The following is a 23,882-nucleotide window of genomic DNA, read 5'->3' on the forward strand; positions in this document are numbered from 1 at the left end:
GAAATCGTGAGCACGGCCAGGACACGATTGTGTCTCGTTCACCGCGCGGGGCGGGCACCTCGGTCCGGGGACGGCCGGGAATGCCTAGGCGAGTCTGTTCGCCCTGGTGCTGCGCCGCCTGCCCAGGGTGTGGCTCAGCCAGATCAGGCACAGCCCCAGAACCGTGAGCAGGATGGCCGAGAACGGGAGGAGGATGTCCCATGCCCCCAGCTGGAGGGTTGTGAGCCGCAGCAGCACGAACACCACGACCAGCGAGAAGCCGCCGGCCAGCAGGGCACACGCCACACGGTGGATGGTCCGCGCCCCCCGGTCCAGTGCCGAGGCGACCGCAGGGAGGACCAGACAGGCGGCCACGTACCCGGGATAGAGCCGCCCCACCGCGGCGTACTGCTGCACGGTGTCCTGGTCGTCGAAGGCACGCAGGGCGGTGGAACTGCCCTGCAGTTCACTCGCCACGAAGAAGTACAGCGTCGCCGCGACCGTCAGCGCGAGGATCGCCACGCCGAACCGGCCCACGACGAGGCGGCGGGCCAGGGGCGAATCGAACGCCGCTGCCATCCGGACCCCGATCAGCAGGAACACCGTGTAGAGGGCGAGCCTCAGGAGCAGGTTCGCGATGTTCACCGATCCCAGGAGACCGTCGGCGGCCTCGTAGATCGGCGGGATCGACAGGCCGACGGCGACGGTCAGGAGCACGAGGGCCACGAAGACCGTCCGCCCGTGCCCTTTCCGAGCGCCCGGTATCCGGACCGCGGTTCCCGTTGCACACAGGACGAGCGCGATCCACTGGATGGTCGTCGTGGTCATCCGAGGTTCTCCCACATGGCGCGGTCCTTGCCGTCGTCGAGCTCGGCCCGCCGGATCTGCTTGCCGAGCACGTCCAGCCGGTCCCGCGCGAGGAACACGAGGTCCAGGTCGCTCAGGGCGCACAGCGCCCGGGCCCGCCCGTCCTCGGGCCATCCGCCCTCGGCGGGAGTGAGCAGTCCGGTCACCACGAGCCCGCTGGTCAGCGACACCCCGGCGATACGTGCGGCCTGCACGGCGATCTCCGGGGCGAGCCGCCCCGCCGTGAGCTGGGCGGAGAGGTTCTGCCGGGCCACACCGGTGCTCGCAGCGAGCTGCTGGCGCAGGTCACCGGGATCGATCGCCTCGATCCAGGCGCGGACCGAGTTCCGGTGCGGGAACGGCGCGAGATGCATCTGGACGTCCGTGCAGGAGGACTCCCTGTCCTCGCTGCGCGCCACGAGCAGTCGCAGGATGTCCGTGTGCGAGACCTGGCTGACGAGTTCGGCGTCCGTGGGCGGTGCGATCCGGGCCGGAAGATCCTCGTAGCCCTCGAAGACGGCGAGCGCGTCGACGGCGGGGAGTCCGTAGCCGCGGGCGACGGCGACGACGGTCGGTACCGACACCTTGCCGCGCACGAGCTGCTGGGCGAGGGTGGAACGCTTGATGCCGGCGACCCTGCAGAGGTCGGAGACGGTGTCCTGCGGAGCGATTCGGGAACGCCACAGCTGGAAGGCTTTGGCTGTGACCGCCATCATCACCTTTCGATTGGACTTTTCGGGCTCGCGTAGAAGTATACTGAGATTGCTGGCTCCGACTTCTGCGATTCCCCCATACGCAGAACTCGGAGCCAGCTCCACTTAAGCCCGTTCTCACCGGCCGCCGGGACACCGGCCTCCGGAAGCGCCTACCAGCGCACCTTCTTCTCCTTCTTCCCCTGCTTGCTGCTCTCATGGGCCGCCTTGATATGCGCCGCCCCCGAGGCCGCCGTCGGATTGGCCGCGTGGTTCTTCTTCGCGAGCGCGAGCTGTGCGCGCGGGTCGTCCTGCACCCTGCGGGCCTGGGACTCCTTCGCCGCCGCATTCTCCTCCGCGGTGGGCTCCTGGGCAGGCTGCGGGGTGGATCGGGACTGCTTGTTCTGGGGCATGCTGGTCATGGTGTTCCTTTCTGGTGGTCGCACCCACGGAACGCGTCAGGCCGGGCAGCACTCCGCGCTGGAAACCATGCGCCGGGGGTGCCGGGAAGGATCGGACAGATTCAGTGGGCGCACTCGGAGGATGTCATCGACAAGTGGCGCTGAGCACGGCGGGAGCCGGCCCGATTACTGAAAAGGGATTGTCCTCATGCGTCCGACCGTACACCCGGCACCCGCGGCGCGACAAGGCCCGCGGGGCTGACGGTGCCGTGCCCGGAGGTCAGCGCTGCCGGACGCCGTTCAGGGTGACGTCGACGTGGACGAGCCTGTGGTCGCTCGTGGGGAAGGGGACGATCCCGGTCAGGTCCGACCCGGGCATCCCGGCGCGGGGCCAGAAGACGCCCGAGCCTGTCACCCTCAGGCTGCGGGAAGGCAGCACGTAGTCCACGCGGAGGTTCCCTCCCTCCCGGTCCTCGAAGTCGGCGGTGTCCTGGGCGGGATCGCTCCGGTGATCGGCGTTCGCGCCACCCTGCAGCGCCGAGGCCTCGGTGGCGCCCTCCGACGTCGGCAGGGGGTCCTGGATCAGCCTGTTGCCGAGCAGCCGGCCGATCGAGTCGGGCAGGGAATCGCCGTCGCGCGGGTCGCTGTTCTGGTCGCCCATCACGACGAACCGCTCGCCGCGCCGGAGGCCGCCCGGCGCGCCCGCGTCGTCGTAGATGTAGGAGGCGACGTCCCCGCCCGTGACATAGTCCGACCAGAAGCGGATCTCGTCGCTGTTGCGCCGGCCGTTGCGATCCTCCGGCCCGTCGAAGACGGGAGGGGTCGGATGGCTGGCGAGGACGTGGATCGTCCTGCCCCCGATGCTCACGGGGACGTCCCAGTGCGACTTGCTGGACAGCGGCAGGACGGCGAGCTCGTCCGTGGAGTACCAGTCGCCCTGCGCATCCGTGGCCGGGTTGTCGGGGAGGAGTGCGCCGGGCATGTCCTTCCACAGGAAGTTCCGGAAGGTCCGCACCGAGTCCGTCTCGATGGGGTACTTCGAGTAGACGACCATGCCGTACTGGCCCTCGAAGGCGCCGAACCCGAGGGCGTCGTCGGCCCCGCCCACGCTGCCGTCGTTGTTCAGGTCGAACCCGCTCGGGACGCCCGTGTTGGACGGCGCGGTGTAGACGTACGGGTACTCGAGGGGCGCCTTGCCGTTCTGGCCGACGCGCAGGTAGTTCTCGTCGAACAGGTCGGCGGCGCGGTTGCCGGGGACGTAGTCGAACTCGTTGAGGAGGACGACGTCGGGACGGTTGATCTGGATCACCTCGGCGACGGCGCGCGCCTGCGCGTTTCCCGGCGTGCCGAGATCACGGAGCAGTTCGCCCGGTGCCGACCGGTTGAGGCTTGCGTTGTAGGTCGCGAAGCGGACTTCCTGCCGGTTCCCGTTCCCGCTGTCGGGAACCACGCTCCGCGAGTGGTCCGAGGGGTTCGCGAAGGCGGCGGGCGAGCCCGCGACGAGCAGGGAGGCGGCGAGCAGGCCTGCACAGCAGTGCGTCAGGACGCGCATTACCCTCCCCTGTCGTTCTGCCGGCTCCCTCGCGGGCGGGCCGGAACCCCTAGTGGTTCGCTTCGGTAACTTAACCCTAGCCGCGCGGGGTCCCCCGGAACCGTCTTCGAGGTAACGATTCAGGGTCGAGGGCGGAACGCCCGATGTCGCGCCGGGCGCCGCTCGTCAGGGGCGGCGAGATCGTGTTCCGCTGTCTCGAACGCCTGCTCCAACCGGCCCACCGCCGCCGCATATCCTGCCGGGTCGGTGGAGGCATCACCATCGCGTGCGGCGTCGGCTGCGCGCAGGGCGCGGACCACGGGCCATCCCACGGGGTGGCGGGGATCGTGCATGGCCGGGTAGCGGATCGCCTTCGCGGGGTCGACGTCGTAGTCCGCCCACCGGCGGACCACCTCGGCGTGGCGCCGTCGCAGGTCCGCCGCGGCCCCCGCCCGTGAGGCCTCCGCGGCAGCTCGTCCCCGCCGGTCATGGCGCCACCAGGCCCACGTGACCGCCGCGCCCGCGCACACGATCCCGACCACCACGGCCGGCATCGCCCCGGCGCCCCCGGACGATCCGGCGACGAGCCCCGCACCCGTGATCACGACGAGGCCCCCGAACCCGATCCAGAAGTAGTCGTCGGCTCCCCCGCCGCTGCGCGACACGGCGTCGAGACGCCAGCCGACCAGGGCCGCGGCCGCGATCATCACGGCGCAGGCGGCCAGGCTTCCGGCGACGCCTCCGGCCAGGGCGACTGCGTCCATGGATACCTCTCCGCTCTGCTGCGGTACACCGTCCCGCGCCCGCAGCACCGATTTCCTCCTACCAGTGCAAACGAGCGGGGGCGGCGAGTCAATCCCCGGCGTGGCCGGGTGTCCCACTTCCCGCCGGGGCACCGTGTGACAGGCTTGGTCAGGTTTTTCGTCGTCGTGCCGTGCGGTACGGGAACTGGAGGCATCAGGTGCCACTGTGGCTGCAGGCCTTCGCGTGGGGCGCGATCGCGGGGGGTGCACTGCTCATCGGGTCCGCCATCGCCTGGACGTGGACGGTGCCGCCGCGCACCGTGTCCTTCGTGATGGCGTTCGGGGCCGGGGTGCTCATCTCGGCGCTCGCCTTCGAGCTCGTCGCCGAGGCGCAGGAGAGCGGCGGGCTCGTTCCCACGGCGCTCGGCTTCCTCGTCGGAGCGGTGACCTACGTGGGCGCCAATGCCGTCCTCGCGCGGAAGGGCGCCCAGCACCGCAAGCGTTCGGGCGGCCAGCAGCCGTCGGAGTCGGACGCGGCGGGCAGCGGCAACGCGATCGCGCTCGGGGCGCTGCTCGACGGCATCCCGGAATCCGTCGTCCTCGGCCTCGGACTCGTGGCGGGGGGCGCGGTGAACCCGGCAGTCCTCGTGGCGATCTTCATCTCGAACGTCCCCGAGGGGCTCTCGAGCACCGCGGGGCATGAAGGCCTCGGGGCGCAGTTCCCGCTACGTGTTCGGCCTCTGGGGCGGGATCGCACTGGTCTCGGGACTGTCCGCACTCGCGGGGTACTCGCTGCTGGCGGGCGCCTCCGGAGTCACCATCGCGTTCATCACGGCCATCGCTGCCGGCGCCATCCTCGCGATGGTGGCCGACACCATGATTCCCGAGGCCTTCGACAAGCAGCACATGTTCACCGGGCTCATCGCGGCGCTCGGCTTCCTCACGGCGTTCGTCGTCCATGAGGTGTCGGGGTAGGCGGGACTACCGGGGTGAGCCGGAGTACCGGGGTGAGCCGGAAGAGGGAGGACCCCGGGAATCCCGGGGTCCTCCATGGTGGGCCCTGTGGGGCTCGAACCCACGACCCACGGATTAAAAGTCCGTTGCTCTAGCCAACTGAGCTAAGGGCCCGCCACACCGCCACCGCCGCCGCGTCCGATGGATCCGACGACGGGGAGCAATGACCCGCCTACTTTATCGCAATCATCAGCGCTCGGAAGACTGCTCCCGGACCCGCCCTTCCGGCCCGAATTTCCGCAGGAGTATCCTCGATTCATGGATGGCGACTACACGAACAACAGCCCACGGCCCCACAAGCCGAAGCCCTTCGCTCCGGCTGACTTCGAGGTTTTCGCGGGCGGGGTCGACCCCTCACGGGTGTCCGAGGCCGCCCACATGGCCGCGCATGCCCTCGTGCACCATGGACGTGACGCCGATGACCCGGACGTGACGCGCCGCCTCGTCGAACTCGCCGACCAGCAGGGGCTGGAGGCCATCGCGGAGATGTGGGCGGAGAGCCCGGCGCGGTCGCTGCCCGGTGCACTGTGGCGGCTGTACGCGCTGCGTGCGGCCACGCAGCAGAACCCCGAGCGCATCGCCGCCTATTTCGCCTCCGGCAAGGAAGTGGCCCAGGTGTCCAAGGTCGTGGCGGGCGTCGCCGAGCCGCCCGGCGCCACGGAGATGACCGCCATGGCGAACACCATCCTCTCCGGTGCCTTCGAGGGCGACTTCGACGTGGCCCTCGAACGCTTCGCCGCCTTCTGCCGCGTCGTCGCGCTCGGACAGGCCAACCACGCCGACGACGCCGAACCGGCCAACGGCCCCCACGCGTCGAAACTGACGCGCAACTCCCACCAGCTCATCAAGACCGCCGAGGACCTCGAACACGCCGCGGCATCATGGCGGCGCGGGGAACTCGACTGATCCCGCCGCCCGGGGTGTGTTGACAGCGGCTCCGGTGAGGGCAAGACTTAACACGGCGTCGAACCGTGGAACCCCCGGGCTTCAACACTCAGCCGCTTCGAGCGGCCTTCCGCCGAGAGGCGCTCCCGGTTCGGCGCCACTACTTTGCCCTCCGGCACCCGGCGCCTTCGCGGCGTGCGTGCTGACACGTCCATATCCTGCGAGGAAGACCCCGTGAAACTACGTCTCTTCCCGCAGGAGAACGCTGGGCTCGAACTCCTCTCCCGCATGGCACAGCAGCTCGTCCTCGGCGTCGGCACGATGTCCGCGATCCTCGGCGCCTCCACGCAGGAGTACGACCGCCTGTCCGAGGAACTGCACCAGCACGAGTCGGCGTCGACGGACCTGCACTTCGCGCTCCTGACGTCCATGCGTACGTCCTTCATCAACCCGCTGCCCCGCGAGGACCTCTACGCGCTGTCCCGCCTGCTGAACGAGGCGATCGAGAAGCTCGACGGCGCGGGCGAGCTCATCGCGCTGTACAAGCTGAACAAGCTGAGCCAGCGGGCCGCCGACCAGCTCGAGGTCATCAACCGGCAGGCCGAGCTGACGGCCGCCGCCATGCAGCGGCTCAACTCCATGGACGACCTCGAGGAGTACTGGATCGAGATCCTGCGCCTCGCCCGCCGCGCCGAGCGGACCCACCGCAGCTGGTGCGCCGAACTGCTGAACGACCACAAACCCCTCGTGTACGCACGGCACCGCGACGTCGCGAACCAGCTGGTCGACGTCACGAAGGACATCCGGCGGGTCGCCACCCAGGTGGGCAGCATCCTCGTCAAGGAATCGTAGGTGGAGCCCCTCCTCCTCGGTGCGGTGATCCTCGCTGCGGGCGGCTTCGCGTTCCTCAACGGCTTCCACGACGTGTCGAACTCCGTCGCCGCCGCCGTGCGGACCCGGGCGCTCACGCCGACCGTCGCCGTCCTGCTCGCGGCACTCTTCAACCTCGTCGGCGCGCTGCTCAGCACCTCGCTCGCGCTCTTCTTCACCGATGCCGGCTTCGGGCTCCCCCCGGGGACCACGGGGCTCGGCATCCTCCTGGCGGCGCTGCTGGCTGCCGGCGTCTGGGGGCTGTTCACCTGGTACCGCGGCAAGCCGTCGTCGTCGACCCATGCCCTGCTCGGCGGCATCATCGGGGCCGGTGGGGCGTCCGGGCTGACGGACGGCCCGGCGATGACCGGCGCCGGGGAGGCGCTCCTGCTGCAGATCGTGCTGCCCCTCGTCCTCTCCCCCGTCGTCGCCTACCTCCTGGCGTACGCCGCGGTGTTCCCCGCCACCTGGCTGCTGCGCCACCGCTCGCCCGGCGGCGTCAACCGGGGCAACCGGATGGCGCAGTCGGTCCTCGCGGGCGCCTTCGCCCTCGGGCACGGGCTCCAGGACGGGCAGCGCACCATGGCGGTGATCCTGCTGGCCCTCGTGGGGTCCGGCTATGCGAGCGGCTCGGACATGCCGCTCTGGGTGCAGGTGTTCGCCGCCGTGCTCCTGACCACCGGATCGCTCTTCGGTGGGTGGCGCATCACGCACACCCTCGGCCATCGGCTGGCGCGCGTCGATCCGCTGCGGGGCATGACCGCCCAGGGGGTGAGTTCGGCGATGCTGTTCGTCGGCGCCATCTCCCTGCACTTCCCGCTCTCGAGCACGCACACCATGACGTCGGCGATCGTGGGGGCCGGCGCGAACCAGCGCTTCGCCTCCGTCCAGCGGCCGCAGGTGGCGCGGATCCTCGCCGTCTGGCTCGGCACCGCGCCGGTCACGGCGCTGCTGGGCGCGGTGTTCCTCCTGGCCCTGAGCCCCCTGCTGTAACGCCTCCCCTTCCTTCGGGGCCGCCGCGCCGGGCGCCCACACCCGCGGCGGAGTACCCCCGCACCTGCATCTCCGCCACGGCCCTGCGCCGAACGAAGCGCGCCGGGTGCCTGCACGGAGAAACGACGACGGCGGCCCCGTCAGGGGCCGCCGTCGACGTGTGCCGTCATCGCGTGCCGGTGCCTACCCGAAGCGGCCCGAGACGTAGTCCTCCGTGGCCTTCACCGAGGGCTTGTTGAAGATGGTGGTGGTGTCGTCGTACTCGATGAGCTTGCCGGGCTTACCCGTGCCGGCGATGTTGAAGAACGCCGTCTTGTCCGACACGCGGGCCGCCTGCTGCATGTTGTGGGTCACGATCACGACCGTGTACTCGGCCTTGAGCTCGTTGATGAGGTCCTCGATGGCGAGCGTCGAGATGGGGTCCAGGGCCGAGCACGGCTCATCCATAAGGATCACCTGGGGGGACACCGCGATGGCGCGCGCGATGCAGAGGCGCTGCTGCTGCCCGCCGGACAGGCCGGATCCCGGCCGGGCGAGACGGTCCTTGACCTCGTTCCACAAGTTGGCGCCGCTCAGCGACTTCTCCACGAGGTCGTCGGAGTCCGACTTGCTCATGCGCTTGTTGTTGAGTTTCACGCCGGCCAGGACGTTGTCCCGGATGGACATGGTGGGGAACGGGTTGGGCCGCTGGAAGACCATGCCGATCTGGCCGCGCACGGTCACGGGGTCGACGGCGGTGTCGTACAGGTTGTCGCCGTCGAGCAGCACCTCGCCCTCGACCCGCGCACCGGGGATGACTTCGTGCATGCGGTTCAGCGTGCGGAGGAACGTGGACTTGCCGCAACCCGAGGGACCGATGAACGCCGTGACGGAACGGGCTTCGATGTTGATGTTGACGTCCTCCACGGCAAGGAACTTGCTGTAGTAGACGTTGAGGTCCTTGACGTCGATTCGCTTGGACATTGGTTCCTTCGGGTCGGCTACCGCGTGCGGTCAGCGGCTGGTCTTGGGGGCGAACATGCGGGCGACGAACCGGGCGACCAGGTTCAGGAGCATCACCATGAGGATCAGCAGGAGCGCTGCGGCCCAGGCGCGCTGTGTACTCGGATCGGGCGCCGTCGGGGATGTCGGCGTGAGGATCTGGTAGTAGATGAAGGTGGGAAGCGTACTCATCCAGCCACTGAAGACGTTCCAGTTGATGGAGCTCGCGAACCCAGCCGTTACAAGAATAGGGGCCGTCTCGCCGATGACACGGGCGATCGCCAGGGTTACGCCGGAGGCGATACCGGAGATCGCCGTCGGGATCACCACGTTGGTGATCGTGCGCCATTTGCGGACGCCCAGCGCGTAGGACGCCTCGCGGAGCTCGTTCGGCACGATCTTCAGCATCTCCTCGGTGGAACGGACCACCACGGGGATCATGAGGACGGAGAGCGCGACGGCGGCAACGAACCCCGTGCGGGTGCCCGGTCCGAAGAGGAGCGCGAACAGCGCGGCGGCGAACAGGCCCGCGACGATCGAGGGGATGCCGGTCATGACGTCCACGAAGAAGGTGATCGCCTTCGTGAGGTTCTTGCCGGCCCCGTACTCGACCAGGTAGATCGCGGTGAGCAGGCCGATGGGCACGGAGATGAGCGTCGCCCAGAAGGTGATCTGCAGCGTGCCGAGGACGGCGTGGTACGCGCCGCCGAGCACGGGCGTGCCGTTCTCCACCGCCTGGTTGTCGACGGCGCCGGTGACGCCGTTCATCGACGTGAACAGGAAGTTGTAATTGAGTCCGGGGACCCCCCGCTCGAGCACGGTCCACAGGACCGAGACGAGGGGCAGCAGGGCGACCAGGAAGGCGCCGTACACAAGGAACGTGACGAGTCGGTCCTTTGCCTTGCGCTCGCCCTCGCCGACGGCGGTGACGATGGTTGCCGCGATCACGAACACGACGGCGGAGATGACCGCCCAGCCGACCACGCTGAACCCGATGAGGGAGGAGAGCGCAGCGCCGAGGATGACGGCGGCCGCGAGGACCACCCACACCGCGTAGGAAGGGAGGTGGCCGCGCGTGAGCTGGGACTGGCGACGCTGGAGCGTCTGGTTCGCTGCCATTAGTTTGCTCCCGAGAATTCTTTGTGCCGGGTGATGATGTAGCGGGCGATCATGTTGACGATCAGCGTGATGACGAAGAGCACGAGGCCCGCCGCGATCAGTTCGTTGAGCCGCAGGCCGAACGCCTCAGGGAAGTTCAGCGCGATCTCGGCGGCGATGGTCTGGTTGCCCGTCTTCACGAGGCTGGCGACGAGCGCACCGGGCGAGAGGACGAGGGCCACGGCCATGGTCTCGCCGAGGGCTCGGCCGAGGCCGAGCATGGTCGCGCTGATGATCCCGGGGCGCGCGAAGGGCAGGACCGCCATGCGGACCATCTCCCAGCGCGTGGCGCCCATCGCGAGCGCCGCCTCCTCGTGGAGGCCGGGGGTCTGCAGGAAGATCTCCCTGCTGAGCGAGGTGATGATCGGGATGACCATGACCGCGAGGACGATACCCGCGGTGAGCATGGTCTTGCCCGTCTGGCTGGCGGGTCCGGCGAAGATCGGGATCCAGCCCAGGTTCTCCGCGAGCCAGGCGTAGCCCTTGGCCAACTGCGGCGCGAGGACGATGTAGCCCCAGGCGCCGTAGATCACCGAGGGGATGGCTGCGAGCAGGTCGATGACGTACCCGAACGCGCGTGCCAGACGCCGCGGTGCGTAGTGCGAGATGAACAGGGCGACGGCGATGCCGATGGGCGTGGCGATGACGAGGGCGATGACCGCGGCGATGACCGTGCCGATGACGATCGGGAGGATGTAGGCGGAGAAACCGTTGCCGCCCGTGATCTCGGCGGGATCGGCGGTGAAGGTCGGCGCGGCCTGCACGAGCAGGAACACTGCGACGCTGAAGAGCACTGCCAGGATCAGGATGCCGGCGGTGAGGGAGATGCCGGAGAAGATCTTGTCGCCTGCGCGGCCTCGATCTGTCGACGCTTTCAGCGAATTGGTTGACACGTCTCTGCCTTCCAGGGCGGTCGAGTTCGAATGCAGTGACGGCCCGGATGCCGGACCGAGGGGAGGGTCACTGCTGATTCCAGCCGTGAACGGCGGACGGTCCCGCCCGGTCTCCATTAGACCAGACGGGACCGGTGGCCTTCGCTAGGAGGCGACCTTGATGGAGTCGATGGCCATCTGGGCCTTCTCGCTGAGGGTTGCGGACAGCGGGGCGTTGCCGGCGGAGGCCTCGGCCTCTGCCTGGCCCTCCTCGCTGATGACGTAGGAGCCGAACGCCTTCACGAGGTCGACGGTCTCCTGGCTGTCGTAGGAGGTGCAGTACACGTGGTAGCTGACGAGGACGACGGGGTAGGCGCCGGACTCGGTGGTGTCACGCTCGAGCTCGAGGGACATGTCGAGCTCGGGGCGTCCCTCGACCGGGGTGGCGACCTCGACGGCCTTCGCCGCGGCGTCGGAGCTGATCTCGGTGTACTCCTCGCCGACCTTGACCTTGGCCTTGCCGAGGTCTCCGATGGCCGAGGCGTCGGCGTAGGTGATGGCGCCGTCGGTCGAGGTGACCGTCTGGACGACACCCGAGGTGCCCTTGGCGTTCTCGGACTGCAGGTCCGCGGGCCAGGCGCCCTCGACCTCGTAGGTCCAGTCCTCGGGCGCCGCGGCGGCGAGGTAGTCGACGAAGTTCTCGGTGGTGCCGGACTCGTCCGAGCGGTGCACGACGGTGATCGGGGTGTCGGGCAGTTCGACGCCCTCGTTCTGGGCCGTGATCGCGGGATCGTTCCAGGTGCTGATCTCCTTCTTGAAGATCTTCGCGATGGTGGGGGCGTCGAGGTTCAGCTCGGTGACGTCGCCCAGGTTGAAGGCGATCGCGATCGGGGAGATGTAGGTCGGGACGTTCAGTGCACCGTCCGGACCGCAGACCTCCACGGCCTGGGTCATCTCGTCGTCCTTGAGGTAGGCGTCCGAGCCGGCGAACTGCGCGCCGCCGCTCAGGAAGGCCTTGCGACCCGCACCGGAGCCGTCCGGGGAGTACTGCACCATGGCGCCCTGGTTGGCGGACTCGAACCCGGCCTTCCAGGCCTCCATCGCAGAATTCTGCGCGGATGAACCGATGCCGGTCAGGGTCCCGGACACGGCAGTGCCTGAGGCGGAGGAAGCGGGTCCCTCCGCGGCCGGCTCGCCGGTGGCGTTGTCGGAACCACAAGCGGTCAGCGCCAGCGCGGCTACGGAGATAACTGCCGCAGCGCGGCCAAAGCGAAGAGCCTTCACTAGATTTTGCCCCTTCCAGGGATGTATTCATCGGTGCACGAGTGGCACACGGTAGAGATGTACGCGTTCTTGTACATCCTTCAAGCTAGGCAGTGCAGGTAACGAGACTGACCAAGCGACATTAACGGAAGGTGAACAGCGCAGGGCCATTCCACAGTTCGGCCGGTTCGCACCGCCGAATGAGACGAACGTCTCGTTCCGGTGCACCTCCTAGACTGGGGGCATGCCGCCGCGCCAGGGAGTGACCGCCACCCTCGCCTTCCTGCGCAAGCGCTCCCGGACGGGCCTCAAGCGCAGCTCGAACTCGGTGGTCCCCGCACTGCAGATGACCGTCTGCGCGGTGGGCGCCTACGCCTTCGCGGAGGAGATCCTCGGCCACAGCGGGCCGCTGTTCGCTGCGACGTCGTCGATGATCTCGCTGGGTTTCTCCCGGGATCCGCGCATACGGCGGGTCCTCGAGGTGGCGATCGGCTGCACGCTCGGCATCTCCGTGGGCGACCTCCTGCTCACCTTCTTCGGCACCGGCCTCTGGCAGGCCGCCGTCGTCCTGTTCATCTCGATCCTGCTGGCACGGTTCCTGGACAGCGGAACCATCTTCACCACCCAGCTGGGGCTGCAGTCCCTGCTCGTGGTCCTGCTGCCCGCGCCCGAGGGCGGACCGTTCACCCGGAGCGTCGACGCGATCGTGGGAGGCCTGTTCGCGCTCGTGATCACCGTGCTCCTCCCCCGGGACCCGCGCCGCGAACCGAAGACCAATGTCCGCAGTCTCCTGGGTGAGCTCTCCGGAGTGATCCGCGAGAGCGCGTCGGCCCTCCGGCAGAGCGACTCCACCCTGGCGTGGCACGCGCTGGTGCGGGCACGGAACTGCCAGTCCCAGCTCGACACCCTGACGGGCGGCATGAAGGCGGCGCAGGAGGTGGCCCGCATCTCCCCCGCGTACCGGCGCCACCGCGACGAGCTGGGGGACCTGCGCAGCGCGATCGAGTCGATCGACCTCGCCATCCGCAACAGTCGCGTGTTCTCGCGCCGCCTGACGTCGGCCATCAACCACGCCGCGCTCACGGACGAGGCGATCGAGGCGCTCAGCCAGTCCCTCGAGGACACGGCCGACGCCGTCGACGCCCTGAGCCGCGGCCTGTCGGCGGGGGATGCGGCGGAGCGGCGCCTCAACCTGCGGCGGGCACGCACCGAACTGGCGGCCGTCGCCACCGACCTCCACCCGGAGACCCTCGACATCAGCGGCCTCGAGGGCGAAGGGCTGGTACTCCTCCTCCGGCCGCTCGTCGTCGACCTGCTGAGCGCCACCGGCCTCTCGCACGAGGACGCCGCCGACTACCTCCCGCGGCTCTGAACCACGGCCCACCCGGCCGGCGAGCCCGTCTGTCGGTGCACGCCGGTAGCCTGAAAGCATGCCCACGAAGACCTCTCCCGCCGCCCGCGCGGGCCGCAGCAACACCCCGAACTTCCGCTGCGCCGAATGCGGATGGACGACGGCGAAATGGGTGGGACGCTGCGGCGAATGCCAGGCGTGGGGCACCGTGGAGGAGACCGGGCAGGTCGTCGCGCGCACCACTGCTGCAGCAGCCGTCACCACACCGGCGCAGCGGATCGGTGACGTCGACGCCACGCTGTCCGGGTTCCAGCCGACGAAGATCGACGAGCTCGACCGCGTACTCGGTGGCGGCCTGGTGCCCGGTGCCGTGATCCTGCTCGCCGGCGAGCCGGGCGTCGGCAAGTCCACGCTCCTGCTCGACGTCGCCGCCCGGGTGGCCCGGCTGGGCAAGGACGTCCTCTACGTCACCGGCGAGGAGTCCGCAGCCCAGGTGAAGCTGCGGGCGGACCGGATCGACGCCGTCGCCGACTCGCTGTACCTGAGCGCCGAGACCGACCTCGGCCAGGCCCTCGGCCAGGTGGAGAAGATCGACCCGGCACTGCTGATCGTCGACTCGGTGCAGACCCTGAGCAGTGCGGCCGTGGACGGCAGCGCCGGCGGTGTGACGCAGGTCCGCGAGGTGGCCGCGTCCCTCATCGGCGCGGCCAAGGCCCGCGGCATGACCACGCTCCTCGTCGGTCACGTCACGAAGGACGGCTCGATCGCCGGCCCGCGGCTCCTCGAACACCTCGTCGACGTCGTCTGCCAGTTCGAGGGCGAACGGCATTCGCGCCTGCGCCTGCTCCGTGCGGTGAAGAACCGGTACGGCCCCACCGACGAGGTCGGGTGCTTCGACCTGACGGACAACGGCATCGAGGGACTGGCCGACCCCAGCGGCCTCTTCGTCTCGCGCACCAAGGACCCGGTGTCGGGGACCTGCATCACGGTGACGCTCGAGGGCCGGCGCCCCCTCCTCGCCGAGGTGCAGGCGCTGCTCGCCGAATCCGCCAACTCCCAGCCGCGCCGGGCCACGAGCGGGCTCGACAGTTCGCGCGTCGCCATGCTCCTGGCGGTCCTGCAGAGCCGTGCGTCGGTCAGCCTCCACAAGGACGACAGCTACGTGGCCACCGTGGGCGGCGTCCGCCTCACGGAACCGGCCACCGACCTCGCCGTCGCCCTGGCCATCGCCTCCGCCAAGACCGACCACCCCCTGCCCGCGCGGCTCATCGCCTTCGGCGAGGTGGGTCTCGCGGGCGAGGTGCGGCCCGTCCCGGGTATCGGTCGGCGCATCCACGAGGCGGAGCGGCTCGGGTTCACCCACGCGATCGTCCCGGCGTCACCCGGCGGCACCGGCCCCGTGCCGAAGGGCTTCTCGGTGCGGGAGGTCTCGACCCTGGCCGAGGCGCTGGCCCTCCTCTTCTAGGGTCGGCCGACGGGACAGGACAGCGCCGGGGGCGACGACGGCAGGGGCGGCGTGCCTGGTCGCCGCCCGCGATGCCGGGTGGCCTGCCCCGCTCCCGTACCGCGGCGACGCCCGGTGCGGGCGTTACCGATCTGCGACGGCGCCGGTGCGGAGGAATTCGTGCGCGCCAGTAGTATTATGTTCGGCTGCGCGGGTGATCCCGCAGTTCCTGCCCGCTGTCCGAGGCTCGACGGCGGCCGCCCGACTGCGCCGGGCCATCGACAGCGCGGGCAGCGAAAGGATAGGCCATGGTTCGTAGTCCGGAGGACTCGCTCAAAGCCACCCTCGCCAGAGTAGCCCCGGGGACCCAGTTGCGTGACGGGCTCGAGCGCATCCTGAGGGGGCGCACCGGCGCGCTGATCGTCCTCGGATTCGACCGGACCGTGGACTCGATCTGCTCGGGCGGCTTCGACATCGGCATCGAGTTCTCCCCGACGCGCCTGCGCGAACTGGCCAAGATGGACGGCGCGATCGTCTGCGACAAGGATGCGAGCCGCATCCTCCGCGCGGCGGTCCAGCTCGTGCCGGACCACACCATCGAGACGCAGGAGTCCGGAACACGCCACCGGACGGCGGAGCGCGTGGCCAAGCAGACCAGCCTCCCCGTGATCAGCGTCAGCCAGTCCATGCAGATCATCGCCCTGTACATCGACGGGCTCCGGTTCGTCCTCGAAGGCTCCGAGCCCGTGCTCGCCCGGGCGAACCAGGCCCTGGCCACGCTCGAGCGCTACCGCGCGAGGCTCGACCAGGTCACCAACTCGCTGTCGGCGCTCGAGATCGAAGCCATGGTCACCGTGCGAGACGTCGCCGTCACCCTCCAGCGCCAGGAGATGGTCCGACGCATCTCCGAGGAGATCTCCCAGTACGTCCTGGAGCTGGGCGTGGACGGCCGCCTGCTGTCGCTGCAGGTCGAGGAGCTCACCACGGGCCTCGGCCCGGGCAGTGAGATGGTGCTGCGCGACTACATGGACCTCGGCAACAGCACGGCACCGGTCGACGAGCGCGTCGCGGCCCTGCAGGGGTTCAGCTCCACCGACCTCATCGATCTCGGGACCATCGCGAGCGTCCTCGGGTTCAATCCGTCGCTGGACTCGCTGGAGGCCGTCATCCAGCCCAAGGGTTTCCGCCTCCTCTCCGGCATCAAGGCGGTACCGCCCGCCGTCGCGAACCGGCTGGTGGAGCACTTCGACGGACTGCAGAACCTGATGGCCGCGAACATCGAGGACCTGATGGCCGTGGACGGCATCGGCGAGCAGCGGGCCCGGACCGTACGCGAGGGCCTGTCCCGGATCGCGGAGACGAGCCTCCTCGACCGCTTCATGTGACGATCCCCTGACGCGACGCCGGTCGCCGGCGGGTCCTACTGCAGCGTGAAGTCCACCGGGCTGCTGCTCCGGAGGCCGAGTTTCGTGGTCACCGTGTACGGCCCCGCGCCGGGCTCCTCCTCGACCGCCGTGCAGCCCGGCATGCTCCGGTTGCGTGGCCACTCGAACTCCGCGCGCTGGTCGGCGCCCGGTTCGATGCTGCGCTCGAGATCCTGCGAGGCCTGCTGGCAGTCGATGGAGGAGAACACGCGCTCGTCGCCGGAGGTCACCAGGAACTCCATCTGCGACGTGCCGACGTTCGCGGTGCAGGCCGTGTCACCCTCGTTGCGGACCACGAGATAGAGGAGCACGGTGTCGTCCGGCCCGTAGCTCGGCCGGTCGGTCCCGGCCTCGACCACCACGTCGTCCGGATCGCACACGCCATCGGGGGAAGCCGACGGCTGGGCCGATGCGCTCTGCGCGGGGGACGCCGTCGGGCCGGCTGACGGCGTCGCCGTCGTCGGAGCCGCTGTCGCCGGACCCGTCGCTCCGACAGGGCCCTCGGACGCGGGTGCTGCGGTGGTGTCCTGCGTCGGAGACCCGCCGGCACTCGCATCGGAGCCGCGCCCGAGGGCTCCTGCGAGGGCGATGGCGCCGATGATGAGGGCGATCACCGCGAGGAGCACGAGGACGGTCACGGCCAGGCGCCGGCGGCGGTAGACAGCAGGACTCGGCCGCCGCCGACCGCCGGCGCGGCCGCCTCTGCCGTGGTCGTCGTCGTGCCCGCCCGTTGGTTCCATCCATCAAGGCTAGGGAGGGCTTCCCGCATTCCTCCGGGCACCACGCCGGTGGATAGAGTATTCACGACAATGATCCAGGAACATCCCCGAATCCCCCGCAGCGGAACGTCCGCCGATCAGGCGCGCCCCGCCGGCCTCGACGGGCCCGCTGCCCCTGGACCGCAGGATCCGCGGTCGACGGATCCTCAGGTGAGGGACGTCCGGCTGCGGGATCTTCAGGTGCGGGTCACCGACTGGTTCACGGACGCCGCACGGGACCTGCCGTGGCGCGAGCCCGGGTGCTCACCGTGGGGCATCCTCGTCAGCGAGGTGATGCTGCAGCAGACCCCCGTGGTGCGGGTGCTCCCGGTCTGGCGTGAATGGCTGGAACGATGGCCGTCCCCGGCGGACCTCGCCGCCGAACCGGCGGGCGCCGCCGTCCGCCACTGGGGCCGGCTCGGATACCCGCGCCGCGCACTCCGGCTGCACGCCGCGGCCACGGCCATGGTGGCGCACCACGACGGCGAGGTCCCGCGAACCCACGAGGAACTGCTGTCGCTGCCCGGGGTGGGCGCCTACACCGCCGCCGCCGTGGCGGCCTTCGCCTTCGGCCGCCGCGAGACCGTGGTCGACACCAATATCCGGCGTGTCCACGCCCGGCTGTTCGGCGGCACGGCACTCCCCGCGCCGGCGCTCACAGCCGCCGAGACGAGGCGTGCCGTGGAATTGCTGCCCGAGGACGATGCACTGTCCGTGCGCTGGAACGCCGCCGTGATGGAACTGGGCGCCATCATCTGCACGGCCAGGAGCCCGCTGTGCGACGCGTGCCCCGTCTTCGATGCATGCGCCTGGATCGCCGCGGGGCGGCCGGCACCCGAGTACGTCCCGAAGGGCCAGTCGTGGGCGGGGACGGACAGACAGGTACGGGGGGCTCTCGTCGCCGTGCTGCGGGAGACCGACACCGCTGTCCCCCGGTCCGTCCTGCTGGACGCACCGGTGGACCTGAGCATCGGCGACTCCGCCGTGGCCGTGCACGTCCCGCAGGGGAAGCCGGGCGCGCTGACCGCGCTGCACGGCCTGCGCGCTCCCGCCGAGCAGCTCGAGCGCGCACTCGCCGGGCTCCTGGCCGACGGCCTCGCGGAGGAGACCGACGGCGGGATCCGCCTGCCGGGCTAGGAGTCGGCCGGCTCCCGGGCTTTCAGGCGGGTTCGCCGAACCCCGACCGGACCGCCTGCCCGACGAAGTCGACCGCGGCCTGGGCATCGGGACCACTCGCCTCCACCGTCACGGTCCTGCCCTGGCCCAGCCCCAGGCTCATGAGGAGCATCACGGATTTGCCGTCCACCCCGTTCACGGTCACCTCGGCGTCGAGGTCCGTCAGCCCCGTGGCGAGCGTGGCAGCAGGCCTGGCGTGCAGGCCCATCTGGTTGGGCAGGGTCCACGAGCCGCTGACGGTCGGCCCCGCGGACGCACCGGGGGCGTCGGCAGCGCCCGTGGAGGCGCCGCCTCCCGGCACGGCCGCCGCATGACTGACGAAGGGCTCGAACTCCTCGGGGCGGACGGACACCACGGCCCGCTCCGCGGCCCGGACCACCTCGTCGAGGGTCCCGCCGCCCTGGGCCTGCACGGCGGCCGCGACGGCCCCCTCCACCAGGGCGGCCTGGGCGAGCCGGACCGACGCCCGCGCCTCGGGCTCCAGGAACTCGAGCACCATCTCCGCAGTCATGACGGCGGAACCGAGGTCGGTCAGGACCACCACCCCGTCAGCCCCGGATGCCTGCCCGAGGGCCGCCTGGACGCGGTCGAAGCTCGTCCCGATGCGGGCAGGGCCGGCACCGTCCTCCGCTCCCCCTGCGGCGACGAGGACGACGTCGGGCGCCATCTGCGCGGCCAGCTCGACGACGCCCTCCGCGATCTTCTCGCTGTGGGAGACGACGACGAGGCTGACGCTCACGCGACCTCTCCCCCGGCCGCCGCAGCGGCCGCCGTCAGGATCAGGGCCGTGGACACCGCGCCAGGGTCCTGATGCCCGGCGCTGCGCTCACCGAGGTAGCTCGCCCTGCCCTTGCGGGCGATCAGGGGTTCGGTGGCCACCGCGCCGGCGTGGGCGGCGTTCGCGGCAGCCGCGAGCACCTCCGGAGGGGTGGCACCTGCGGTGGCGGCGGTCTCGGCGGACTCGGTGGCGGGCGTCCATGCATCGACCATGGTCTTGTCCCCCACCTCGGCCTTGCCGCGGGCGACGATGCCGTCACGGGCGGCCCGGATCATGGCGGCGGCAGCCCCGGCGTCGATCTCCCCCGCATCGCCGAGGGAGGCCGCGGCGCGCAGGAAGGCCGTCCCGTAGAGTGGCCCCGCGGCGCCCCCGACGGTGGACATGAGCGTCATCGCGACCTGCTTGAGGACTGCCGCGGGGGTCGCGAGCGCCTCGCCGGCGTCGAGCTTGGCGATGACGGCGCTGAATCCCCGGTCGAGGTTCTCCCCGTGGTCGGCGTCACCGATGACCCTGTCGAGGTCGATCAGGAGGGCGCGGTTCTCGGCGACGACGCGCGCGGTCTCGTGCATCCACCGCACGGCCCATCCGGTGTCGAGGACCTCCGCCATGGTCATGCCCCCCAGCGCAGCGCGGCGGTGTGCACGGGCGCGTCCCAGAGCTCGAGCATCTCGTCGTCGGCCCGCAGGACCGTCAGCGAGGCCCCCTGCATCTCGAGCGCGGTGATGTAGTTGCCCACGAGGGACCGTTCGATGCTGACGCCGAGGCCCTCGAGGAGCTGTGCGACCTTCCGGTACACGATGTAGAGCTCACTGGCGGGCGTGCCGCCCATGCCGTTGACCATGACGATGGTGCGGTCGCCGGAGGTCAGCTCGAGGTCGGCGACGATGGGGTCGAGGAGCCGCTGGGTGATCCCGTCGGCGTCCTCCATGGCGATCTTGTGCCGGCCGGGCTCACCGTGGATGCCGATGCCGATCTCGATCTCGTCGTCCGACAGCTCGAAGCTGGGGACCCCGGCGTGCGGCACGGTGCACGCGGCGAGCGCGACGCCCATGGACCGGACGCCGTCGATGACCCGCTGGGCCACGGCCGTGACGCCGTCGAGGTCGTCGCCGCGCTCCGCGGCCGCTCCGGCGATGCGCTCCACGAGGACGGTCCCGCCCACGCCGCGCCGACCCGCCGTGTACAGGGAGTCCTCGACGGCGACGTCGTCGTTGACGAGGACGGAGCGCACCGTGACGCCCTCGGCCTCGGCCATCTCCGCGGCCGTCTCGAAGTTGAGGACGTCGCCCGTGTAGTTCTTGACAATGTGCAGGACACCCGCGCCGCCGTCGACGGCGGTGGTGGCGGGGATGATCTGGTCGGGCGTGGGAGAGGTGAAGACCGCGCCGGGCACGGCCGCGTCGAGCATCCCGCGTCCCACGAAGCCCGCGTGGAGCGGCTCGTGGCCGCTTCCACCTCCGGAGACCAGGCCCACCTTGCCCCGGACGGGGGCGTCCTTGCGGATGATGAAGAGAGGATCCGGATGGACGGTCACCAGGTCGGCATGTGCGATGCCGAATCCTTCGACCGACTCGTTGACCACGGCTTTGGGGTCGTTGATGAGCTTCTTCACGACGGCTGCTCCTTGACTGCGAAGACTGCGAACGGACAGGTTGGGGCCCTGCAGCCCGCCTTCCATGGACCACGTCGGCCACTCGGAACACTACCGTCCGTTCCTGCGCCTGCCTATAGCCGTGCAGCGCCCGGGCGCACCCCCGAGGGCCCGTTGAACGCCTGAGGGAGGGGCCCGTCACGGGCGCCTCCCTCAGGTGGTCTGGCCGCTCGATCGAAAGGTGCGGCCGGGGCGGGTCAGTGGCCCTTGAACGCGTCCTTGACGTTCTCGCCGGCGTCCTTCAGTTTCGAGGTCGCCTGGTCCTTGTGGCCTTCGGCCTCCAGGTTCTCGTCGCCGGTCGCCTTGCCAAGACCTTCCTTGACCTTGCCGCCCAGGCCTTCGCCCTTGTTCCCGATCTTGTCATCCAGTCCCATAAGTCGGACCTCCTTCAGCTCGGTGTACGGCCACCGGATCCGGTGGCGTGCCCGCACCCCGATGGGAATGCTAAGCGGTCTTACCTTATCCCCGGTGTTCCGGAGAAAGCCAGTCACCCCGCCCGGAGTTCCCTGATCATGCGCGTATTGCCCAGGGTGTTGGGCTTGACCCGGGCCAGGTCGAGGAACTCGGCGACGCCCTCGTCGTGGGAGCGCAGCAGCTCCGAGTAGATCCGGGGGTCGACGGCGGACTGGTCCGCCATGACCTCGAAGCCGTGGCGGCGGAAGAAGTCGACCTCGAAGGTCAGGCAGAACACGCGGCCGACCCCGAACGCCCGGGCCTCCTCGAGCAGCTCCTCGACGAGCGCGTGGCCCACGCCGCGCCCCCGGGCCGCGGGGGACGTCGCGAGGGTACGCACCTCCGCCAGGTCCTCCCACATGATGTGCAGCGCCCCGCAGCCCAGCACCTCGCCGCCGTCGGACTCGGCGATGCGGAACTCGGGGAGTCCCTCGTAGTAGGCCACCGTCTCCTTGGCCATCAGGATGCGCTCCTGGGCGAGCGGCTCGACGAGGGCCTTGATGGCGGGGACGTCCGAGGTGCGGGCGCGGCGGATGGTGAAGGGCGGGGTCATCCGTCCCACTCTACTGAGCGCAGCCCCGCCCGGCAGCCTACAGGCCCAGCTCGGGGGGCAGCTCGCGGTCCTCTCCGAGGACGTGCGACGCGAGGAAGGACTCGACCACGCCGTACCAGATCCGCGCGTGCTGGGGCTTGAGGATCCAGTGGTTCTCGTCCGGGAAGTAGAGGAACCGGTGCGGCGTGTTGCCGTCGTCGTCCGCCGGCAGTCCCGACGCGGAGAGGAGTTCGTACCACAGCCGCAGCCCCTCGCCGATGGGCACGCGGTAGTCCTTGTCGCCGTGGATGACCAGCATGGGGGTGCTGATCCCGCCCACGTGGAGGTGCGGTGAGTTCTCGCGCATCGCCTCGGGTGTCATCTCCCGCTGCCAGTAGTAGGCGGCATCGGTGGTGGGGCCGAACTGGTCCAGTGCCCACAGGCTCGCGTGGGTCACGATCGCGGCGAAGCGGTCCGTGTGGCCGGCGATCCAGTTCGCCATGTACCCGCCGAAGCTGCCGCCCATGGCCGCCACGCGCGTCTCGTCGATGTCATCGCGTGCCACGAGGGTGTCGGTGGCCGCCATCAGGTCGGTGTAGGGCTCGCTGCCCCACCGGCCCCAGCCGCGTTCGACCATGTGCTGGCCGTAGCCCGTGGACAGCGCGGGGTCGGGCAGCAGCACGGCGTAGCCGCGGGCCGCCATGATCCAGGGCGACCAGCGCCACGTCCAGGCGTTCCAGGAGCCGATGGGACCGCCGTGGATCCACAGCAGCGCCGGGACGGGGGAATCCGCGGATGCACCCTCGGGCAGGACGAGCCAGGACCCCACGGGCTGTCCGTCCTCGCCGACGGATTCGATGCGCTCGAGCGATCCCGGGACCTCGGGGCGTTCGGCAGGGTTGGCGAGGCGTTCGGTGGTGCCCGAGGCGAGGTCGATGCGCACGACCTCCGCGGGGAAGAGGTAGGAGCTGCGGACGGCGTAGGCCGTCGTGCCGTCCGGTGAGACCCGGACGTCGGAGTACGCGGCGACGTCCTGCGTCACGCGCCGCACCGATCCGGTCGCGACGTCGAGCACGAACACGGGCGCTCCGCCGGCGTCGTCCGCCGTGACCACGAGGGCCGACCCGTCGGGCAGCCATGCAGCGGGTGCGGGCCAGCGATCCCAGTCCGCGGCCAGTGGCACGGGTTCGCCGCCGTCGAGCGGGAGCAGCAGCAGGCTGGTGCTCGGCGCCAGGTCGGCGGTGGTGCGGCGGTTCCTGACGACGGCGAGGTACCGGCCGTCGGGGCTCACGGGCCCCGGTGAGTAGTCGTTCTGCCGGTCGTCGAGGAGGACGGCGAGCTCCTTCGTCGCCACGTCCACGCGCGCGAGGACCGTGCGCTGGGAGCCGCGCTCCTCGGGGACGGTGAGGGCCGTGAAGAGCGTCGAACCGTCGGCGCTCAGGACGGGATGTGCGTCCCGGAGGCCCCCGCGGGCGGAGGGGACGAGGTCCTCGACGGCGTGGCCGCCGTCGCCGCCGACGTCCTGCAGGGCGAGATAGCGGGGCTCGTCCGGGCCGAGGTCGGCGTCCCAGTAGCGGACGGGGTACCCCGTGTGCAGGATCGCGGCGACACCTGACTCCCTGCGTGCCTTGCGCCGCTCGGCGTCGTCCTCCTCGTTCGCCGACCCGGCGAGCGAGTTGCCGGTGACGACGACGACGTCGGCGGCCTCCGCCGTCGATACGCCCGCCACGCCGCCCTCGCGTGTCAGGAGCAGCGACGCCTCACCGCCGCCGACCGGGAGCCGCCACAGCGCCGGGCGCTTCTCGCCCTCGGCGTCATCGGGGTCGGGGCGCGCCGAGGTGAAGAGGAGATCCCCGCTGGGGAGGAACGCGGCTCCCGATTCGCCGGCGGCGCTGCGGGTCAGGCGTCGTGCGGGCCGGTCGCCCGTGGGATCCACCTCCCAGAGCGCCGTCCGGTAGGCGGTCTTCTTGGGGTCGAGGGTGGCCACCGAGGTGACGAGGCGGGTGCCCTCCCGGTTGAGGACGAGTCCGCTGAGGCGTGGCAGGGCGACGAAGTCGTCGAGCGATGAGAAGGGGGTGGTCATGCCT

General features: G+C 70.4%; 23 protein-coding genes, 1 tRNA gene and 1 pseudogene. 8 read left to right on the forward strand and 17 right to left on the reverse strand.

What is annotated here, in order from left to right; genetic code table 11:
• Positions 1-84: 84 nt before the first annotated feature.
• The 5 genes from CXQ97_RS11945 to CXQ97_RS11965 all read right to left on the reverse strand — a co-directional run bounded on the left by CXQ97_RS11945 (position 85) and on the right by CXQ97_RS11965 (position 4,213).
• Positions 85-807, reverse strand: a complete 723-nt coding sequence (locus tag CXQ97_RS11945; RefSeq protein ID WP_104181095.1) for a hypothetical protein — start codon at positions 805-807, stop codon at positions 85-87.
• Entirely contained in the window at positions 804-1,541 is a 738-nt protein-coding gene (locus CXQ97_RS11950; protein WP_306739899.1) for a hypothetical protein, read from the reverse strand. Before CXQ97_RS11950 ends, CXQ97_RS11945 begins: the two co-directional genes overlap by 4 nt.
• A 149-nt stretch (positions 1,542-1,690) precedes the next feature.
• Entirely contained in the window at positions 1,691-1,939 is a 249-nt protein-coding gene (locus CXQ97_RS11955) for a hypothetical protein (protein ID WP_104181096.1), read from the reverse strand.
• Between the two features lie 259 nt (positions 1,940-2,198).
• Complete coding sequence (locus CXQ97_RS11960; RefSeq protein WP_104181097.1) at positions 2,199-3,470, reverse strand: endonuclease/exonuclease/phosphatase family protein; 1,272 nt, start codon at positions 3,468-3,470, stop codon at positions 2,199-2,201.
• A 119-nt stretch (positions 3,471-3,589) separates the two neighbouring features.
• On the reverse strand, positions 3,590-4,213 hold the full coding sequence (locus CXQ97_RS11965; RefSeq protein ID WP_146069639.1) for a hypothetical protein: 624 nt from the start codon (positions 4,211-4,213) through the stop codon (positions 3,590-3,592).
• Between the two features lie 197 nt (positions 4,214-4,410).
• Here CXQ97_RS11965 and CXQ97_RS11970 point away from each other — a divergent pair.
• Positions 4,411-5,167 (forward strand): annotated as a pseudogene (locus CXQ97_RS11970) (ZIP family metal transporter).
• A gap of 76 nt (positions 5,168-5,243) precedes the next feature.
• Here the strand turns inward: CXQ97_RS11970 and CXQ97_RS11975 are convergent.
• Positions 5,244-5,320, reverse strand: a tRNA-Lys gene (locus CXQ97_RS11975).
• A gap of 144 nt (positions 5,321-5,464) precedes the next feature.
• On the opposite strand from CXQ97_RS11975, the gene CXQ97_RS11980 reads away from it, so the two are divergent.
• The 3 genes from CXQ97_RS11980 (at position 5,465) to CXQ97_RS11990 (ending at position 7,954) form a co-directional block, all read left to right on the forward strand.
• Positions 5,465-6,112 carry a hypothetical protein gene (locus CXQ97_RS11980; RefSeq protein ID WP_104181099.1) on the forward strand — a complete coding sequence of 216 codons (648 nt, stop codon included), beginning with the start codon at positions 5,465-5,467 and terminating at the stop codon, positions 6,110-6,112.
• A gap of 213 nt (positions 6,113-6,325) precedes the next feature.
• On the forward strand, positions 6,326-6,943 hold the full coding sequence (locus tag CXQ97_RS11985) for a DUF47 domain-containing protein (protein ID WP_104181100.1): 618 nt from the start codon (positions 6,326-6,328) through the stop codon (positions 6,941-6,943).
• Entirely contained in the window at positions 6,944-7,954 is a 1,011-nt protein-coding gene (locus CXQ97_RS11990) for an inorganic phosphate transporter (RefSeq protein ID WP_104181101.1), read from the forward strand.
• Positions 7,955-8,137: 183 nt separating this feature from the next.
• Here CXQ97_RS11990 and pstB read toward each other — a convergent pair whose 3' ends face one another.
• From pstB to CXQ97_RS12010, 4 genes are all read right to left on the reverse strand, one after another.
• Positions 8,138-8,917 carry a phosphate ABC transporter ATP-binding protein PstB gene (pstB, locus tag CXQ97_RS11995; protein WP_104181102.1) on the reverse strand — a complete coding sequence of 260 codons (780 nt, stop codon included), beginning with the start codon at positions 8,915-8,917 and terminating at the stop codon, positions 8,138-8,140.
• Positions 8,918-8,947: 30 nt separating this feature from the next.
• Positions 8,948-10,054: a phosphate ABC transporter permease PstA gene (pstA, locus tag CXQ97_RS12000; protein ID WP_104181103.1), complete on the reverse strand. Its 1,107-nt coding sequence runs from the start codon at positions 10,052-10,054 to the stop codon at positions 8,948-8,950.
• Positions 10,054-10,986, reverse strand: coding sequence for a phosphate ABC transporter permease subunit PstC (gene pstC / locus CXQ97_RS12005; protein ID WP_104181104.1), 933 nt, complete (start codon positions 10,984-10,986; stop codon positions 10,054-10,056). Before pstC ends, pstA begins: the two co-directional genes overlap by 1 nt.
• 144 nt (positions 10,987-11,130) lie before the next feature.
• The gene (locus CXQ97_RS12010; protein ID WP_104181105.1) at positions 11,131-12,249 is read right to left on the reverse strand and encodes a phosphate ABC transporter substrate-binding protein PstS; all 1,119 of its coding nucleotides are present in this window, start codon (positions 12,247-12,249) and stop codon (positions 11,131-11,133) included.
• A 223-nt stretch (positions 12,250-12,472) separates the two neighbouring features.
• Between CXQ97_RS12010 and CXQ97_RS12015 the strand changes: the two genes are divergently transcribed.
• The 3 genes from CXQ97_RS12015 to disA all read left to right on the forward strand — a co-directional run bounded on the left by CXQ97_RS12015 (position 12,473) and on the right by disA (position 16,408).
• A complete protein-coding gene (locus tag CXQ97_RS12015; RefSeq protein WP_104181106.1) occupies positions 12,473-13,600 on the forward strand; it encodes an aromatic acid exporter family protein in 1,128 nt (375 codons plus the stop codon).
• 58 nt (positions 13,601-13,658) lie between these two features.
• Positions 13,659-15,044 carry a DNA repair protein RadA gene (radA, locus tag CXQ97_RS12020; protein WP_104181107.1) on the forward strand — a complete coding sequence of 462 codons (1,386 nt, stop codon included), beginning with the start codon at positions 13,659-13,661 and terminating at the stop codon, positions 15,042-15,044.
• A gap of 287 nt (positions 15,045-15,331) precedes the next feature.
• A complete protein-coding gene (gene disA, locus CXQ97_RS12025; protein WP_104181108.1) occupies positions 15,332-16,408 on the forward strand; it encodes a DNA integrity scanning diadenylate cyclase DisA in 1,077 nt (358 codons plus the stop codon).
• Between the two features lie 35 nt (positions 16,409-16,443).
• Here the strand turns inward: disA and CXQ97_RS12030 are convergent, their stop codons facing one another.
• The gene (locus CXQ97_RS12030) at positions 16,444-17,187 is read right to left on the reverse strand and encodes a hypothetical protein (RefSeq protein WP_104181109.1); all 744 of its coding nucleotides are present in this window, start codon (positions 17,185-17,187) and stop codon (positions 16,444-16,446) included.
• 189 nt (positions 17,188-17,376) lie between these two features.
• On the opposite strand from CXQ97_RS12030, the gene CXQ97_RS12035 reads away from it, so the two are divergent.
• A complete protein-coding gene (locus CXQ97_RS12035; protein ID WP_258062525.1) occupies positions 17,377-18,342 on the forward strand; it encodes an A/G-specific adenine glycosylase in 966 nt (321 codons plus the stop codon).
• 22 nt (positions 18,343-18,364) lie between these two features.
• Here CXQ97_RS12035 and dhaM read toward each other — a convergent pair whose 3' ends face one another.
• The 6 genes from dhaM to CXQ97_RS12065 all read right to left on the reverse strand — a co-directional run bounded on the left by dhaM (position 18,365) and on the right by CXQ97_RS12065 (position 23,878).
• On the reverse strand, positions 18,365-19,120 hold the full coding sequence (gene dhaM, locus CXQ97_RS12040; protein ID WP_104181111.1) for a dihydroxyacetone kinase phosphoryl donor subunit DhaM: 756 nt from the start codon (positions 19,118-19,120) through the stop codon (positions 18,365-18,367).
• Entirely contained in the window at positions 19,117-19,767 is a 651-nt protein-coding gene (dhaL, locus tag CXQ97_RS12045; RefSeq protein ID WP_104181112.1) for a dihydroxyacetone kinase subunit DhaL, read from the reverse strand. Before dhaL ends, dhaM begins: the two co-directional genes overlap by 4 nt.
• Before the next feature lie 2 nt (positions 19,768-19,769).
• A complete protein-coding gene (gene dhaK / locus CXQ97_RS12050; protein WP_104181113.1) occupies positions 19,770-20,771 on the reverse strand; it encodes a dihydroxyacetone kinase subunit DhaK in 1,002 nt (333 codons plus the stop codon).
• A 236-nt stretch (positions 20,772-21,007) separates the two neighbouring features.
• On the reverse strand, positions 21,008-21,184 hold the full coding sequence (locus CXQ97_RS12055) for a CsbD family protein (protein ID WP_104181114.1): 177 nt from the start codon (positions 21,182-21,184) through the stop codon (positions 21,008-21,010).
• 113 nt (positions 21,185-21,297) lie between these two features.
• Entirely contained in the window at positions 21,298-21,816 is a 519-nt protein-coding gene (locus tag CXQ97_RS12060) for an amino-acid N-acetyltransferase (protein WP_104181115.1), read from the reverse strand.
• Between the two features lie 37 nt (positions 21,817-21,853).
• A complete protein-coding gene (locus CXQ97_RS12065; RefSeq protein WP_104181116.1) occupies positions 21,854-23,878 on the reverse strand; it encodes a S9 family peptidase in 2,025 nt (674 codons plus the stop codon).
• Positions 23,879-23,882 lie beyond the last annotated feature (4 nt).

This window comes from Arthrobacter sp. B0490 (genome assembly GCF_002929355.1).
In the GTDB taxonomy this organism is placed as follows: Bacteria; Actinomycetota; Actinomycetes; order Actinomycetales; family Micrococcaceae; genus Arthrobacter_D.

Bases quoted from the DNA above. Each gene is read 5' to 3' on its own strand.
- CXQ97_RS11955 (WP_104181096.1), bottom strand. From the start codon at position 1,939: ATGACCAGCATGCCCCAGAACAAGCAGTCCCGATCCACCCCGCAGCCT.
- CXQ97_RS11980 (WP_104181099.1), top strand. From the start codon at position 5,465: ATGGATGGCGACTACACGAACAACAGCCCACGGCCCCACAAGCCGAAG.
- CXQ97_RS11960 (WP_104181097.1), bottom strand. From the start codon at position 3,470: ATGCGCGTCCTGACGCACTGCTGTGCAGGCCTGCTCGCCGCCTCCCTG.
- disA (WP_104181108.1), top strand. From the start codon at position 15,332: ATGGTTCGTAGTCCGGAGGACTCGCTCAAAGCCACCCTCGCCAGAGTA.
- pstA (WP_104181103.1), bottom strand. From the start codon at position 10,054: ATGGCAGCGAACCAGACGCTCCAGCGTCGCCAGTCCCAGCTCACGCGC.
- radA (WP_104181107.1), top strand. From the start codon at position 13,659: ATGCCCACGAAGACCTCTCCCGCCGCCCGCGCGGGCCGCAGCAACACC.
- CXQ97_RS12065 (WP_104181116.1), bottom strand. From the start codon at position 23,878: ATGACCACCCCCTTCTCATCGCTCGACGACTTCGTCGCCCTGCCACGC.
- pstB (WP_104181102.1), bottom strand. From the start codon at position 8,917: ATGTCCAAGCGAATCGACGTCAAGGACCTCAACGTCTACTACAGCAAG.
- dhaL (WP_104181112.1), bottom strand. From the start codon at position 19,767: ATGGCGGAGGTCCTCGACACCGGATGGGCCGTGCGGTGGATGCACGAG.
- CXQ97_RS12030 (WP_104181109.1), bottom strand. From the start codon at position 17,187: ATGGAACCAACGGGCGGGCACGACGACGACCACGGCAGAGGCGGCCGC.
- CXQ97_RS12060 (WP_104181115.1), bottom strand. From the start codon at position 21,816: ATGACCCCGCCCTTCACCATCCGCCGCGCCCGCACCTCGGACGTCCCC.
- CXQ97_RS12055 (WP_104181114.1), bottom strand. From the start codon at position 21,184: ATGGGACTGGATGACAAGATCGGGAACAAGGGCGAAGGCCTGGGCGGC.
- CXQ97_RS11965 (WP_146069639.1), bottom strand. From the start codon at position 4,213: ATGGACGCAGTCGCCCTGGCCGGAGGCGTCGCCGGAAGCCTGGCCGCC.
- CXQ97_RS12015 (WP_104181106.1), top strand. From the start codon at position 12,473: ATGCCGCCGCGCCAGGGAGTGACCGCCACCCTCGCCTTCCTGCGCAAG.
- CXQ97_RS11945 (WP_104181095.1), bottom strand. From the start codon at position 807: ATGACCACGACGACCATCCAGTGGATCGCGCTCGTCCTGTGTGCAACG.
- CXQ97_RS11950 (WP_306739899.1), bottom strand. From the start codon at position 1,541: ATGATGGCGGTCACAGCCAAAGCCTTCCAGCTGTGGCGTTCCCGAATC.